General features: G+C 65.2%; 7 protein-coding genes. All 7 read left to right on the forward strand.

What is annotated here, in order from left to right:
• The first annotated feature begins 62 nt into the window (after positions 1 to 62).
• The 7 genes from hutI (at position 63) to LB538_RS22110 (ending at position 17,051) form a co-directional block, all read left to right on the forward strand.
• Positions 63 to 1,292, forward strand: coding sequence for an imidazolonepropionase (gene hutI, locus LB538_RS22080; RefSeq protein ID WP_224529046.1), 1,230 nt, complete (start codon positions 63 to 65; stop codon positions 1,290 to 1,292).
• Entirely contained in the window at positions 1,289 to 2,830 is a 1,542-nt protein-coding gene (hutH, locus tag LB538_RS22085; protein ID WP_224529043.1) for a histidine ammonia-lyase, read from the forward strand. Before hutI ends, hutH begins: the two co-directional genes overlap by 4 nt.
• Complete coding sequence (hutG, locus tag LB538_RS22090; protein WP_224529040.1) at positions 2,827 to 3,648, forward strand: N-formylglutamate deformylase; 822 nt, start codon at positions 2,827 to 2,829, stop codon at positions 3,646 to 3,648. The genes hutH and hutG overlap by 4 nt, the downstream gene beginning before the upstream one ends.
• Positions 3,649 to 3,679: 31 nt before the next feature.
• The gene (hutU, locus tag LB538_RS22095; protein ID WP_224529037.1) at positions 3,680 to 5,353 is read left to right on the forward strand and encodes a urocanate hydratase; all 1,674 of its coding nucleotides are present in this window, start codon (positions 3,680 to 3,682) and stop codon (positions 5,351 to 5,353) included.
• Positions 5,354 to 5,469: 116 nt separating this feature from the next.
• On the forward strand, positions 5,470 to 6,057 hold the full coding sequence (locus LB538_RS22100) for a HutD family protein (protein ID WP_224529035.1): 588 nt from the start codon (positions 5,470 to 5,472) through the stop codon (positions 6,055 to 6,057).
• Between the two features lie 270 nt (positions 6,058 to 6,327).
• Positions 6,328 to 14,907: a GH36-type glycosyl hydrolase domain-containing protein gene (locus tag LB538_RS22105; RefSeq protein WP_224529032.1), complete on the forward strand. Its 8,580-nt coding sequence runs from the start codon at positions 6,328 to 6,330 to the stop codon at positions 14,905 to 14,907.
• Between the two features lie 374 nt (positions 14,908 to 15,281).
• Entirely contained in the window at positions 15,282 to 17,051 is a 1,770-nt protein-coding gene (locus LB538_RS22110) for a glucan ABC transporter ATP-binding protein/ permease (RefSeq protein WP_224529029.1), read from the forward strand.
• Positions 17,052 to 17,164 lie beyond the last annotated feature (113 nt).

Raw genomic sequence — 17,164 nt, forward strand, 5'->3', positions numbered from 1 at the left:
TTGCTTGCGTCGCGTTTCAATATGTATATACATAATCGCCATCCTTTCAAATGGAAAAGATGATGGGTGGAGCAAACAACAGGAGCGGCCATCGGGTCTGGCGCAATGCGCGCCTGGCGACCATGGCCGAGGGTGCGGCCGGCCTCGGGATCGTCGAGAAAGGCGCGGTCGCCGCGCGCGACGGGCTTATTCTCTATGCCGGCCCCGAAACCGAGATGCCGGCTGCGGCCGGGCAGGGCGCCGAGACCGTCGATTGCGCTGGACGCTGGATCACCCCCGGCCTGATCGACTGTCACACGCATCTTGTCTATGCGGGAAACCGCGCCAATGAGTTCGAGATGCGGCTGGACGGCGCCACATATGAGGAAGTGGCACGCGCCGGCGGCGGCATCGTCTCCTCGGTCAAGTCGCTGCGCGCCGCAAGCGAGGACGAACTCGTCGCCCAGACGCTGCCGCGGCTCGACGCGCTGATCGCCGAAGGCGTCACCACCGTCGAGATCAAGTCCGGCTACGGCCTTGATGCCGATAATGAGAAGAAGTCGCTGCGCGCAGCCCGCCGTCTGGCCGGTGAGCGTCCGGTGACGATCCGCACGACATGTCTCGCCGCGCACGCGTTACCGCCGGAAGCCAAGGGCGACAAGGATGCCTTCATCGATCTCGTCTCCGGCACGATCCTGCCGCAAGTCGCCGCCGAAAAGCTCGCCGACGCGGTCGATGGGTTCTGCGAGGGCATCGCCTTCTCGCCGGAGCAAATGGCGCGCGTATTCGATAAGGCAAAGGCGCTCGGCCTGCCGGTAAAACTCCACGCCGACCAACTCTCCAACCTGCATGGCGCGGCGCTTGCCGCCCGCTATGGCGCGTTGTCCGCCGACCACCTCGAATACACGGACGAGGAGGGAGCCGCCGCGATGGCCAAGGCCGGCACCGTGGCGACGATCCTGCCCGGTGCCTACTACTTCATCCGTGAGACGAAGAAGCCGCCGGTCGATCTTTTTCGCCGCCACGGCGTGAAGATGGCTGTCGCCACCGACTCCAATCCCGGCACCTCGCCGCTCACCTCGCTGCTGCTCACCATGAACATGGCCGCGACGCTGTTCGGCGTGACCGTCGACGAATGCCTCGCCGGCGTCACTCGCGAGGCCGCGCGCGCGTTGGGCTTGCTTGAACAGACCGGCACGCTGGAAGCCGGCAAATCGGCCGATCTCGCCATCTGGGATATCGAGCGTCCGGCCGAACTCGTCTACCGCATGGGCTTCAACCCGCTCCATGCCCGAATCTGGAGAGGACAATGACGGAACTTACCCTGAAGCCCGGCAATGCCACGCTTGCCGACTGGCGCGCCATCTATCGCGGCGCCGTGCCGAAGCTTGACGCCGCCTGCCGGCCGAAGATCCGGGACAGCGCCGAGGCGGTGGCCCGCATCGTCGCCAAGGGCGAGCCGGTCTATGGCATCAACACCGGCTTCGGCAAGCTCGCCAGCGTCCGCATCCCGGCAAACGACCTCGAAACGCTCCAGCGCAACATCGTGCTGTCGCATGCCGCCGGCGTCGGCGAGCCGATGCCTGTCGCCGTGGTGCGGCTGATGATGGCGCTGAAGCTCGCCAGCCTGGCCCAGGGCGCATCCGGCGTGCGGCCTCAGACCATAGAATTGCTGGAAGCAATGCTCGCCAACGACGTCATTCCGGTGGTGCCGGCGCAAGGCTCGGTCGGCGCTTCCGGCGACCTCGCGCCGCTTTCGCATATGACCGCCGTCATGATCGGCGTCGGCGAATGCTTTACCCCGCATGGCCGGTTCCCGGCCAAGGTGGCCTTCGTCTCGCATGGACTGGAGGCGGTGACATTAGGCGCCAAGGAGGGTCTCGCGCTGCTCAACGGCACGCAGTTCTCCACCGCCTTCGCGCTCGCCGGCCTGTTCGAGGCCGAGGTTCTTTACCAGTCGGCGCTGGTCGCCGGCGCGCTGTCGACCGATGCCGCCAAGGGCTCCGACGCCCCCTTCGACCCGCGCATCCATCTGTTGCGCAAGCATCGTGGCCAGATCGAGACCGCGGACGCGCTGCGTAATCTCATGGCCGGCAGCGCCATTCGTGAATCGCACCGTGTCGGCGACGAGCGCGTACAGGATCCGTACTGCCTGCGCTGCCAGCCGCAGGTGATGGGCGCTGCGCTCGACGTGCTGCGCAAGGCCGCCGACACGCTCGAGACGGAAGCCAACGGCGTCACCGACAACCCGCTGATCTTCGCCGAGGACGACACCGCGCTTTCGGGCGGCAATTTCCACGCCGAGCCGGTGGCCTTCGCCGCCGACATGATTGCGCTTGCCGTCTGCGAGATCGGCTCGCTGTCGGAGCGTCGCATTGCCATGCTGGTCGACCCGGCATTGTCCGGCATGCCGGCCTTCCTCACGCCGAAGCCCGGTCTGAACTCCGGTTTCATGATCCCGCAGGTGACGGCGGCGGCCCTCGTTTCCGAAAACAAGCAGAAGGCCTACCCGGCGAGCGTCGATTCCATTCCGACGTCGGCCAACCAGGAAGATCATGTCTCGATGGCCGCCCACGGCGCGCGCCGGCTGCTCGGCATGATCGAGAATGCGACCGCCGTCATCGGCATCGAATTGTTGGCCGCCGCGCAAGGCTGCGATTTTCACGCGCCGCTTGCATCCAGCGAGGCGCTGGAGGCGGTGCGCAAATTGGTCCGGGCCGAAGTCCCGCATCTCGACAATGACCGCCATTTCCATCCCGACATGGAGAAGGCGATCGCCATGGTCCGCAGCGGGGCCGCGGCGAATGCGGCGGGTGCCGTGAAGCTGCCGGGGATCGCGGGAGCGGCATGATGGCCTCGCCAAGCTGGCTCACGGTCACCCGGGGCACCGCGCCGCTGCTGGTTTCGATCCCGCACACCGGCATCGACCTTGCAGGCCTCGACTCGCGCCTCGTCTCGACTTGGCTCGGGCGGCGCGACTGCGACTGGTGGATCGACAAGCTCTATGATTTCGCCGCCGACCTCGGCGCAACCGTCGTGCACACCGCCATCTCGCGTACCGTTATCGACGTCAACCGCGATCCGTCGGGCGTTTCGCTCTATCCCGGGCAGGCGACGACCACCCTTTGCCCGACAGACACGTTTGACGGCGATCCGCTCTACCGCATGGGTGAGGAGCCGAGCCCATCCGAGATCGACCAGCGCCGCAAGACCTATTTCGAGCCTTACCATGCCGCCCTACAGGCCGAGATCGACCGGCTGCGCGGCATACATGACAAGATCGTGCTCTATGACTGCCATTCGATCCGCTCGGTGCTGCCGCGCCTGTTCGGCGGCACGCTGCCGGTCTTCAACCTTGGCACCAATGACGGCAAGAGCACCGATCCCGTGCTGCAGGAAAAAGTGGCCGCCATCCTGGCCGCGACCGGCGAGACCTGGGTGGTCAACGGCCGCTTCAAGGGCGGCTGGATCACCAGAAGCTTCGGCCAGCCCGGGAACGGCGTGCATGCGCTGCAGATGGAGCTCTCCAACCGTGGCTACATGCGCGAGCCTGCGGAAAAAGGTTCGCCGGAAAATTGGCCGGTGCCTTACGACCCAAGCTATGCCGCGCCGATCCGCGCCACGCTGAAAACAATCCTCGAAACCGCCATTGACTGGGCCGGGCGCTGACCCGCGCCGCCCGCCTTGCTTGAAAGGGACAATGATGACCGATCCTCGTCACAACATACGTGAAGTGCGCGCCCCCCGCGGCGACAAGCTCAATGCTCGCTACTGGACGACGGAAGCGCCGCTGCGCATGCTGATGAACAACCTCGATCCCGAGGTCGCCGAGAACCCGAACGAGCTCGTCGTCTATGGCGGCATCGGTCGGGCGGCGCGCACCTGGAACGATTTCGACCGTATCGTCGCGTCGCTGAAGACGCTGGGCGAGGACGAGACGTTGCTGGTGCAGTCGGGCAAGCCGGTCGGCGTCTTCAAGACCCACGCCAATGCGCCGCGCGTGCTCATCGCCAACTCCAACATCGTGCCGCACTGGGCGACCTGGGAGAAGTTCAATGAGCTCGATAGGAAGGGCCTGATGATGTACGGCCAGATGACGGCCGGCTCCTGGATCTATATCGGCACGCAAGGCATCGTTCAGGGCACCTACGAGACTTTCGTGGAAGCCGGCCGCCAGCACTATAATGGCGACCTCAAGGGCAAATGGATCCTGACCGGCGGCCTCGGTGGCATGGGTGGCGCCCAGCCTCTGGCCGCCGTCATGGCCGGCGCTTCCTGCCTCGCGATTGAGTGCAACCCGGACTCGATCGATTTCCGCCTGCGCACCCGCTATGTCGACGAGAAGGCCGAGACGCTCGACGAAGCGATGGACATGATCAATCGCTGGACCAAGGCCGGCGAAGCAAAATCGGTCGGGCTTCTCGGCAACGCCGCCGAGATCGTGCCGGAGATGTTCAAACGCGGCATCCGCCCCGACATTCTCACCGACCAGACCTCGGCGCATGACCCGATCAACGGCTATCTGCCGAAGGGCTGGACGATGGCCGAGTGGCGCGAGAAGCGCATCTCGGATCCGAGGGCCGTCGAAAAGGCCGCCCGAGCATCGATGCGCGAGCATGTCGAGGCGATGGTGGCGTTCTGGAACGCCGGCGTGCCGACGCTCGACTACGGCAACAACATCCGCCAGGTCGCCAAGGACGAGGGTTTCGAGAACGCCTTCGCTTTCCCGGGCTTCGTGCCGGCCTATATCCGGCCGCTGTTCTGCCGCGGTATCGGTCCGTTCCGCTGGGCGGCGCTCTCGGGCGATCCGGAGGATATCTACAAAACCGACGCCAAGGTGCGCGAGCTGACCCCCGGTAATACGCATCTCCACAACTGGTTGGACATGGCGCGCGAGCGCATCTCGTTCCAGGGATTGCCGGCGCGCATCTGCTGGGTCGGTCTCGGTGATCGCCATCGCCTCGGCCTCGCTTTTAATGAGATGGTGGCCAAGGGCGAGCTCAAGGCGCCTGTCGTCATCGGCCGCGACCATCTCGATTCCGGCTCGGTCGCCTCGCCGAACCGCGAGACCGAAGCGATGAAGGACGGCTCCGACGCCGTTTCCGACTGGCCGCTGCTCAACGCGCTGCTCAACACCGCGTCGGGCGCGACCTGGGTGTCGCTGCACCATGGCGGCGGCGTCGGCATGGGCTTCTCGCAGCATGCCGGCATGGTCATCGTCGCCGACGGCACGGCTGACGCGGCAAAGCGCCTGGAGCGCGTGTTGTGGAACGATCCGGCGACCGGCGTCATGCGCCATGCCGATGCCGGCTACGACATCGCCATCCAGTGCGCCAAGGAGTACCAACTGAACCTGCCGGGCATCCTGGGCTAGAGCATGATGCCGAAAAGTGTGAAGCGGTTTTCGGACAACATCATGCTCCTCACCAAAAAGACAGAGCCGGATGATTTCAGGTCGAACCGACTTGAAGTCGTCCGGGTCTGAGCCAAATGCGCATCCTTCGTGCCGCCGATTACCGCGTCATGCCGTGGAAGAATGGCGGCGGCACGACGACCGAAATCGCCGTTTCGCCCCGCGGCGCCGGGCTCGAGGATTTCGACTGGCGCGTCTCGATGGCCCGGGTCGAGACGAGCGGCCCGTTCTCAAGTTTCGCAGGCATAGATCGAACACTGTCGGTGCTGGAAGGCGAGGGGATCATTCTCGACATTGCCGACCAGGCGCCGGCGCGGTTGACCATGGCCTCGGCGCCGCTCGCCTTTCCGGGCGACGTGCCGACTGGCGCGGCGCTGATCGGCGGCCCGATCACCGATCTCAACATCATGACCCGCCGTGGCCGCATGGCCCATGAGGTCGAGCGCCGGTCTTTCACCGCCGAGATTCGGATCGCGCCGCGCGCCGACACCAGCCTCGTTCTTGCCGTCGGCGCCGCCGCCACGCTCCTCACGCACGATGGGCCGAGCCTCGGACCGCTCGACACGCTGATCCTCGACCGCGACAGCCCGGATTTGCGGCTTCAGCCCAAGGGGCAGGGCCTGCTTTTCGTGATCGGGCTCCACCGCCTCGCCGCCAACCATTAACGGCTGTTGCCAAACATGATCGCGGCTTGGGCGAATTATCGCCCGGCCCCTTGCATGTACCACGAAAAAGCCCGAATCCTTGCCCTGATCCAACCGGGGGCGGAGAGCGAGGGGCGTTCGCCCACGAGCTGTCGAAAGGGCACGCCCCGGTTGTGGTGCGCAAAACAAACTTTCGGCCGATCAGTGATGCAACCAATTGCAATTGAACCGGTTTTAGGGCCATTGCCGTGGCGGTGACGCCGCATTGCGCCCCCGCTTACGGAATTTTCAATGAACATTCAGACCAATCCCAACAAGATCGAACAGACAAGCGCCGGCTTCCCGGCGGCGACGGACGCGCCGATACGCTCCAATTTCCTGCCTGAGGACCGGCTGCGTGGCTTGGGCGTCGCGCTCGCCAAGGGCGAGGTCAAGGAATTGTTCGGCCTCGCCCCGTTCGAGTTCCAGGCACGCATCCGCGATAGCGCCAAGAAAATTCTCGAAGTCTACCGCTCGACCAATGCGGCGCAGGCCAAGGGCGAGACCATCACGCCGGCCGCACAATGGCTGCTGGACAACAATTACCTCGTCGAGGAGACCATCTTCCAGGTCAAGCGCGACCTGCCGCGCCGCTTCTACCGGCAGTTGCCGACGCTCACGCTCGGCGACGGCACGGTGCTGCCACGCGCCTTCGTCGTGGCCTGGAGCTATGTCGAGCATTCCGACAGCTCCGTCTCGGCCAACATGTTCAAGGCGATCGTCGAGGGTTTCCAGTCGGTCGAGCCGATGAAGATCGGCGAGCTCTGGGCGCTGCCGTCGCTGCTGCGCTTCGTGCTCATCGAGAACCTGCGCCGCATCGCCGTGCGCGTCGAGCGCACCAGGCAGATGCGCCAGACCGCCAACGAGGTCGCCGACCGGGTTCTGGCGACCGACGACAATGCCGACCGCACCAGGATCCTATCGAACTACAGCGCGCATGCGCAGGACACCACCTTCGCCACCCAACTGCTCTACCGCCTGCGCGACGGATCGCAGAACGCCGGCCGCGCGCTGGAATGGCTGGAAGGCGAGCTCGAAAAGACCGGTTCCGATGCCGAGGAGATCATCATCTCCGAGCATCAGACGCTGTCCTCGGGCAATGTCACCACCGGCAACATCATTCGCGGTCTGCGCCTCATCAATGACGTCGACTGGACGGTCTGGTTCGAGGGCGTCAGCCGCATCGACACGCTGCTGCGCGACAAGACCGATTTCGCCAACCTCGATTTCTTCTCGCGCGACCAGTACCGCACCGCGATCGAACAGCTGGCGCGCCGCTCGCATCTCTCCGAGTACCGCGTCGCCGAAAAGGCGATCGAGCTTGCCGGCCACACACCCGGCCTCACCGATGCGTCCGGCGTGCCGGAAACAGCGGACCCCGCCGTGCACACCGATGTCGGCTTCTTCCTGGTCGGCCCGCGCCGGCAGGAGCTGGAAAGGGCGATCGGCTACCGGCCGCCTTTCTATGTGACCTTCAAACGAGGCTTTGCCAGCGCCGGCTGGCTGGGCATCGTCGTGCCGGTTTTCCTGTTGACGGCGCTGCTGCTGGTGCTGTCGGGCAAAGCGCTCGTCAATCTCGGCCTGTCGGTGGAATCGATCACGCTGATGCTGGCGCTGTTCGCCGTTCCAGCCAGCGAAGGCGCGCTGGCCTTCTTCAACACCGTGGTAGCGCTGTTCCTGAAGCCGACCAGGCTTGTCGGCTACGATTACAACAAGCACGGCATCCCGGCCGAATCGCGCACCTTGGTCGTGGTGCCTTCGCTGATCGGCTCGCGCGACGACGTCGAGGAAAACATCCGCAACATCGAGGTGCACCACCTCGCCAACACGGCGGACGAGATCCGTTTCGCGCTGTTGTCCGACTGGCCGGATTCCAAGACCGAGATCGACGTCGCCGACATCGAGATCCTGCAATATGCCCGCGACGAGATCGCCAGGCTCAATGCCCGCTATCCGTCCGAAGGTTCGCCGCGCTTCTACCTCTTGCATCGCCGCCGGCTCTATAACCAGGCTCAGGGCTGCTGGATGGGCTGGGAGCGCAAGCGCGGCAAGCTGCATGAGCTGAACCTTCTTTTGCGCGGCGACAGCGACACTACCTTCCTGCCGCTCGATGTGCCGCTGCCGGAAAACGTCGTCTATGTGATGACGCTCGACGCCGACACGCGCACCACGCGCGACGCGGTTTCGGACCTGGTCGGCAAGCTCGCCCATCCGCTGAACCGCCCGCATTTCGATCCGGTCAAGCGTATCGTCACCGCCGGCTACACCATCCTGCAGCCGCGCATCACCGCTTCGCTCACCAGCGGCGACGACGCCTCCTTCTTCCAGCGCGTCTTCTCGGCCAATCGCGGCCTCGACCCCTATGTCTTCGCAGTCTCCGACCTCTACCAGGACGTCTTCGGCGACGGCTCCTTCACCGGCAAGGGCCTTTACCATGTCGACGCTTTTGAGGCGGCGCTGAAGAACCGCATCGACGAAAACACCATCCTCAGCCACGATCTGCTCGAAGGCGCGCTGGCACGCGCCGCGCTGGTCACCGACGTCGAGCTGGTCGAAGACTATCCGACCCGCTACTCGGTCGACGCCTCGCGCCACCACCGCTGGGCGCGCGGCGACTGGCAGCTGCTCGGCTATATCTTCGATCCGCGCTCCGGCGTGCCTGCGCTGTCGCGCTGGAAGATGGTCGACAATCTGCGCCGCTCGGTCACCCCGATCTTCTGGGTCATGGCCTGCGTCGCCGGCTGGACGCTGCTGCCCTTCACCCAAGCCGCGCAGTGGCAGGCTCTTATGATCCTCAGCCTGTTCATGGCGCCGACCTTCGACATCGTGAACGGCATCCTGCCGAAGAGCGGCGATCAGACGCCGCGCGGCCATTTCTCCGCCTTGGCCCGCGATACCGTGTTCGGCACCGCGCTCGTGGCGTTAAAAGTGCTTTTGATGGCGCATCTCGCCTGGATGATGGGCGATGCCATCATCCGCACCATCTATCGGCTCTTCGTCAGCCGGCAAAATCTTTTGGAATGGCGTACCGCCTCGCAAGCCGCCAAGGGCGGCAACGATCTCGGCGCCTATTACGGCATGATGTACGGCGCGGTGATCATCGGCGTCGTTGGCCTGGCGATTCCGGTGCTGGCCGATTCCACCGGCGCCTTCGTCGCCTTCTTCTTCGCCATCTTCTGGATCGCTTCGCCCGCCGTCGCCTGCTGGATCAGCCGCTCGGCCGAGACCGAGGACAGGCTGCGCATCTCGACCGCCGACATCCACGCGCTGCGCACCTTCGCGCGCCGCACCTGGCACTATTTCGAGACCTTCGTGACGGCCGAGCAGCATCACCTGCCGCCGGATAATTTCCAGGAAAGCCCGGCGCCGGTTGTGGCGCCGCGCACCTCGCCGACCAATATCGGCGTCTATCTGCTCTCGGTTGTATCGGCGCGCGATTTCGGCTGGATCAGCCTGTCGGACGCCATCACCCGCATCGACGCCACGATGACGACCATCGAGAACATGCCGCGCGATCGCGGCCATCTCTATAACTGGTATGACACCACGACACTGAAGCCGCTCTATCCGCTCTACATCTCGGCGGTCGACAGCGGCAATCTCGCTGGACATCTCGTCGCGGTGGCGGCGTCCTGCGCCGAATGGGCCGAAGCGCCATCCGTGCATCTGCAAGGCGATTTCGAAGGCATCATCGACACCGTCACCATCCTCGACGAGAGCCTGGACGAGCTGCCGGACGACCGCCGGCAACTGCGGCCGCTGCGCCAGCGCCTTGCCGACCGTCTCGACGGCATGCGTCGCGCGGTGGCGACCATCAAGGCGCAGCCCGAGATGGCGTCGATCCGCACCATCAACCTTGCGGTACTGGCGGGCGAAATCCGCAAGCTCGCCACCGCCATCCACACCGAGGCGGCATCGCCGAAGAGCGATGTCATCGCCGATTGGGCGGCCAGGCTGGAAGCGACCTGCGAGGCGCATGTGCACGACTCGCACAATGACGATAGCGCGGTCGCCGCTCTGCGCGCCAAGCTGCTCGCCTTGCGCGAGCGCTGTCGCCGCTACGCCTTCGAGATGGATTTCTCCTTCCTGATGCGGCAGGAGCGCAAGCTGCTCTCGATCGGTTACCGCGTCGAGGAGCGCCAGCTCGACGAGAGCTGCTACGACCTGCTTGCTTCCGAGGCACGGCTCACCAGCCTGTTCGCCATCGCCAAGGGCGACCTGCCGACCGAGCACTGGTTCCGTCTGGGACGGCCAATCGTCGAGATCGGCTTCCAAGGGGCGCTGATGTCCTGGTCGGGCTCGATGTTCGAGTATCTGATGCCGCCGCTGGTGATGAAGGAGCCGCAGGGCTCGATCCTCAACCAGACCAGCAAGCTCATCATCAAGCGCCAGATCCAGTATGCGCGTTCCAAGAACGTGCCCTGGGGCATTTCGGAAGCGGCCTACAACGCCCGCGACCGCGAGCTCACCTATCAGTACACCAATTTCGGCGTGCCCGGGCTCGGCCTGAAGCGCGGCCTTGGCCAGAACACCGTGATCGCGCCCTATGCGACGATCCTGGCCGCGCAGTTCAATCCGCGCGAGGCGGTGCAGAACCTGCAGCGGCTGCGTTCGATCGGCGCGCTCGGCCGCCACGGCTTCTACGACGCGGTCGATTTCACGCCGCAACGCGTGCCCGAAGGCACCGACCACGCTGTGGTGCAGAACTATATGGCGCACCATTCCGGCATGACGATCGCGGCGGTAGCCGACGCTATTTTCGAGGGCCGGCTGCGCGAGCGTTTCCACAGCGACCCGGTGATCGAATCGGCCGAGCTTCTGCTGCAGGAGAAGGCGCCGCGCGACATTCCGACGGCGACTGTCAGGACGGAAGCCGACGAGCGCTCCAAGGACGAGACCGAGGCCGAGAGCCCGGACAGCCGTGTCGTGCTCGATCCGATCAAGGCGCTGCGGGCGACCAACGTCATGTCCAACGGCCGCTATTCGGTCATGGTCACCGCCACCGGGTCCGGCTACAGCCGCTTCGGCGAGCTTGCCGTCACCCGCTGGCAGCCGGATCCGAGCGAGGATCGCCTCGGCTCCTATATCTTCCTGCGCGACGCGGCGACCGGCGACTGGTGGTCCGCCACCGCGGAGCCGAAGCGCGCCGAGGGCGAGCGCGCCCAGACGCTGTTTGGCGACGACAAGGCGAGCTTCACCAAGACGGTGGGTTCGCTGCGTTCGGAAGTCGAATGCATCGTCATTTCAGAAGGAAATGGCGAAGGCCGCCGCATCACGCTCTACAATGACGGCGCCACCGACCGGCACATCGAAGTGACTTCCTTCGCCGAGCTGGTGCTCGGCAACGAGACTTCGGACAACGCGCATCCGGCGTTCTCCAAGATGTTCGTCGAGACCGAGATCGCGCCTAACAACAGCGCGATCTTCGCCACAAGGCGCAAGCGCGACAACAACGATCCCGACCTCACCATGGTGCATTTCGTCACCGACCCGTCCGGCCCGTCGCGCGATGCCGAGGCCGAGACCGACCGGCGCGCCTTCATCGGCCGTGGCCGCACCATCGCCGATGCCGTCGCCTTCGACCCCGGCGTCAGGCTTTCGGGCAGCCAGGGCTTCACCCTCGACCCGGTAGCGGCGCTGCGCCGCCAGGTGCGCGTTCCGGCCAACAAGAAGATATCGCTGACCTTCTGGACCGCCGTCGGCGCCAATCGCGGCGAGCTCGACGAGGCGATCGCCCGTCTCGACCACCAGGAGAGCTTCGCCCGCCAGGCCATGCTTGCCTGGACGCGCAGCCAGGTGCAGACGCGCCATCTGGGGCTCAGCCTCACCGACGCCGCCAATGTGCAGAAGCTGGCGCGCTATTTGATCTATCCCGATCCGTTCCTGCGCCTGCCGGCGGAATCCATAGCGTCGGGCCTCGGCCGCCAGTCGAGCCTGTGGCCGACCAGCATCTCCGGCGATTTCCCGATCTTCCTCGTGCGCATCGGCGACGTCGCCGATCTCGAGATCGTCGCCCAGGCGCTCCGCTTCCAGGAATATATGCGGGCGCGGGGCATGATGATCGACTTCGTCGTCGTCAACGAGCAGGCCTCGTCCTATGTGCAGGACCTGCAGCGCGCGGTGGAGACGCTGTGCGAGAACAGCCGCCTGCGCGGCCGCGAGCTCGGACCCCGCCAGCATATCTTCGCGGTGCGTCGCGACCTGATGGACGAGCCGACCTACAAGACCTTGCTGTCTGTGGCGCGGGTCGTGCTGCACACCCGCAACGGCACGATCTTCGATCAGCTCGAACGTGCCGAGACGGCGGCGCTCCAGGCCCGCGACGCCTTGATGCAGGCCGAGGGCGGCACACCGCGCGAACCCGTTCCACCGCTGCCCTTGCCGGTGCCGGCAAGCCGGGACGGAGCCGATATCGCCGCCGACGGCAGCGGTCTCAGCCTCTGGAACGGCTTTGGCGGCTTCGACCGCGACGGCCGCCACTATGTGACGCGGCTGACCGGGCGGCGTTCGACGCCGCAGCCCTGGATCAACGTGATCTCCAACGCCTCCTTCGGCTTCCACGTCTCGGCCGAAGGCGCCGGTTTCACCTGGAGCCGCAACAGCCGCGACTACCAGCTGACGCCGTGGTCGAACGACCCGGTGTCGAACCGGCCAGGAGAAGGCTTCTATATTTTCGACCAATTGAGCGGCAAGGCCTTCTCGCCGATGGCCGCGACGGTTCGCGATCCGTCGATGACCTATGAGACCTGGCACGGCCAGGGCTTCTCGACCTTCCGCTCCAGGCGCGGTTCGCTGTCGATGGACCTGACGCAGGTGGTCGATCCTAGCGATCCTGTGAAGATCACCCGGCTGCGCATCCAGAATGCCGGCCCGGCACCGGCGCGGCTGCGCATTTACGCCTATGCCGAATGGGTGCTGGGCGGCCATCGCTCGCGCACGGCGGCGACCATCGTGCCGTCGCGCGACGCCGCCACCGGCGCTATGCTGGCGCAGAATCCCTATGGCCTCGACTTCGGCGAGCGTGTCGCCTTCCTGGCAGCCAGCCATCCTGTCCATTCGGTAACCGCCGACCGCAGCGAGTTCATCGGCAGGCACGGCACGACCGAATATCCGCAGGCCGTGCTTGGCGGGCTTGCGCTTTCCGGCCGCATCGAGGCGGGTGACGATCCCTGCGCTGTCGTCGCCAGCGACATCGACATTCCCGCCGGCGGCGACGTGACACTGTCCTGGCTGCTTGGCGACGCTGCCACGCCCGCCGAGGCGAGCGCGCTGGTGCAGACCCATCGCGGCAAGGATTTCGATCAGCGCCTGGCCGATAACGAGCGCGTCTGGCGCGGCTTCCTCGACACTATCCAGGTCGAGACGCCCGACGAAGCGATGAACGCCATGGTCAACCATTGGCTGCCTTATCAGAGCCTGGCCTGCCGCATCCGCGCGCGCTCGGCCTTTTACCAGGCGAGCGGCGCGTTCGGCTTCCGCGACCAGTTGCAGGACACGCTCTCGCTTTTGGCGCATGACTCGAAGCTGGCGCGCGACCAGATCCTCAACGCGGCGCGCCGGCAATTCCCGGAAGGCGACGTGCAGCATTGGTGGCTGCCGCGCACCGATGCCGGGGTGCGCACGATGATCTCGGACGACGTAGTCTGGCTGGCGCATGCGACGGCCCGCTACATCGAGGTGACGGGCGATGCCGGTATCCTCAAGGAGCAGTTGCCCTTCATCGACGGGCAGCAACTCGGCGAGGGTGAGCACGACGCCTTCTTCACGCCGGAGATCACCAAGAACACCGCGCCGCTCTATGAACATTGCGCGCGGGCGCTCGATCTCGCGATCAAGCGCAGCAGCCCCGCCGGCCTGCCGCTCATCCTTGGCGGCGACTGGAACGACGGCATGAACCGTGTCGGCGAGGGCGGCAAGGGCGAGAGCGTGTGGCTGGGCTGGTTCCTGTTGAAGACGCTCACCGACTTCGCGCCTGTCGCCAAAGGGCAGGGCGACACCAAGCGGGCACAGGCCTGGACCAAGCACGCGGACGCGCTGAAGCGGGCCCTGGAAAGCACCGCCTGGGACGGCCAGTGGTACCGGCGCGGCAGCTTCGACGACGGCACGCCGCTCGGCTCGCATAATTCGGACGAGTGCAGGATCGATTCCATCGCCCAGTCCTGGAGCGTGCTGTCGGGCGAGGGCGATCCTGCCCGTTCGACGACGGCTATGGAACAGGCGACCAAGATGCTGGTCGATGACAAGCTCAAGATCGTCAAGCTGTTCACGCCGCCCTTCTCGAAAAGCGACAAGGATCCCGGCTATATCAAGAGCTATCCGCCGGGGGTGCGCGAGAATGGCGGCCAATACACCCATGCCGCGACCTGGTTCGTCATCGCGCTGGCCGAAATGGGCCGCACCGACGAGGCTTATCGCTGCTTCTCGATGCTGAACCCGCTCAACCACGCTTCGGACGAGGCGGCGGCCGAGCACTATCGCGTGGAACCCTATGTCGTGGCCGCCGACATCTATGCCGGCGAAGGCAAGGGCGGCCGCGGCGGCTGGACCTGGTACACGGGCTCGGCCGGCTGGCTTTACCGCGCCGCGGTGGAGGGCATTCTCGGCATCGAGCGGCGCGGCAAGGAGATCACGTTTAGGCCGAAGCTGCCCGGGCACTGGGACGGCTACGCCGCGACGCTCAAGATGTTCGACGGCGAGATCAAGCTTTGTGTTATCCGCGACAAAAAGACCAAGTCGATCTCGCTAGAAGTCGATGGTTCGAAGAAAAAATCGGCCTCTTTCGAGCCGAAAGCCGGCGACAAGACCGAGGTCGTCGTCAGGATACCTGCGTAAAATCAAAGGTTTGGTTCGCCGGTCGCGCATCTTTCGGGGTGCGCGGCCGACGCCCTTTTTACTTGGCGCGGCCTCTCGCGCCCGATCGCGCGCCTTCCTTTAGGGCAGCCTAAGCAAGCAGCTTGTGATTAAAAATGTGGCAGCGCGAGGCAGGTGCCATTATTTTGCCGCAAGCCTGACATTTCACCTTTTATCTCAAACCGTTAGGTGATCACGTCAGATTTCGTACCGTCGTCATCTTTTGTTCGCTAAATGGGAACGGAAGCGATAGACGACGCATTGTTTCGCGACACGTTAACCGATACGTGTCAGAAAATGGTGCGGTGCACAATTCGGGCATTGAGCACAGACAAGAGTTTGGCGGAGTAGCTGAAGTGTCACTTCTGCAGATCTACTTTAGAGCGCTGGGTTATCTGGCGTCCGACAAGAAGCGCGTTGCGCTGATTTGCGGCGCCAACGTCGCGCTCGCGGCGATCGCGATCCTTGAGCCCATCCTGCTGGGCCGGGTGATCGGTGCCATCTCCGAAAAAGGCGCGGTGTTTTCGACGCTCGCCGTCTGGGCCGCTCTTGGTGCCTTCAACGTCGTCGCCTTCGTGCTGGTGGCGCGCGGCGCCGACCGCTTCGCCCATGCCCGCCGCTCCGAAGTGCTGTGCCAGTCCTTCGAGCGCGTCATCACCATGCCGCTTGCCTGGCACCATCAGCGCGGCACATCCAATTCCCTTCACACGCTGCTGCGCGCGGTCGAGACCCTGTTCAGCCTGTGGCTCGAATTCATGCGCGTGCATCTCTCGACGGCCATCGCGCTGGTGCTGCTGGTTCCGACCGCGCTGTCCATGGACATCCGCATGTCCGTCGTGCTGCTTGGCCTTGGCGTGCTTTACGTTGGCATTGGACGCATCGTCATGCGCCGCACCAAGTCGGGGCAGACTGCCGTCGAACGCCACTACCACACCGTGTTTGCCCACGTGACCGACAGCGTCAGTAACGTTGCCGTGCTGCAGAGCTACAACCGCATCGCCCACGAGACCGCGACGCTGAAGCGCTATGTGAAGGATCTGCTCGACGCCCAGAACCCGGTGCTCGACTGGTGGGCGATCGCCAATGCGCTGAACCGTCTGTCGTCGACCATCTCGATGATGATCGTGCTCTCGATCGGCGCTTATCTCGTCACCCGTGGCCAGCTCCGCGTCGGCGATGTCGTTGCCTTCACCGGCTTTGCCGGAATGCTGATCGCCCGTCTCGACCAGATGTCGGCCTTCACCACCCAGATTTCCGAGGCTCGTGCCAAGCTCGAGGAGTTCTATCGCCTCGAGGATTCGGCTGCCGAGACCGCCGAGCCCGACGGATTGCGCGAGTTGACCAACGTCACCGGCCACGTTCGCTTCGAGGATGTCAGCTTCGAGTTCGCCAATTCGGGCCACGGCATCGAGGACGTCTCCTTCGAGGTCCAGGCCGGCCAGACGGTCGCCATCGTCGGCCCGACCGGCGCCGGCAAGACGACCCTCATCAATCTCTTGCAGCGCGTCTTCACGCCTGCCAGCGGCCGCATCCTGATTGACGGCATCGACACCCGCACGGTGACCCGCAAGTCGCTGCGCCATTCGATCGCCACCGTCTTCCAGGACGCCGGCCTGCTCAACCGCTCGATCGAGGACAACATCCGTGTCGGCCGCGCCGATGCGAGCAATGACGAGGTTCACGCCGCCGCCAATGCCGCCGCCGCCCAGGACTTCATCCTGGCCAAGAGCGGCGGCTACGACACCGTCGTCGGCGAGCGCGGCGGCCAGCTCTCGGGCGGCGAGCGCCAGCGTATCGCCATCGCCCGCGCCGTGCTCAAGGATGCGCCGATCCTGGTGCTCGACGAGGCGACCAGCGCGCTCGACGTCGAAACCGAGGATCGCGTCAAGGAGGCCATCGACGAGCTGCGCCGCAACCGCACGACCTTCATCATCGCCCACCGCCTGACCACGGTCCGCGACGCCGACCTCGTCGTCTTCATGGACAAGGGCAGGGTGGTCGAGATGGGCGGCTTCACCGAGCTGTCGCTGCGCAACGGCCGCTTCGCCGCCCTGCTGCGCGCCGGCGGCCTGCTCAACGACGAGGAAGTCCGCCGCCTCAGCCGTCCGGTGACGGAAGCGGCGTAAGGCAGAACGCTTCTCCCTTCTCCCCTTGTGGGAGAAGGTGGATCGGCGCGATAGCGCCGAGACGGATGAGGGGTGTTCCAGCGGAGTGAGACGCTGGCTTTTCTGGAACACCC

This window comes from Mesorhizobium sp. Ca11, from assembly GCF_020165275.1.
Lineage (GTDB): Bacteria > Pseudomonadota > Alphaproteobacteria > Rhizobiales > Rhizobiaceae > Mesorhizobium.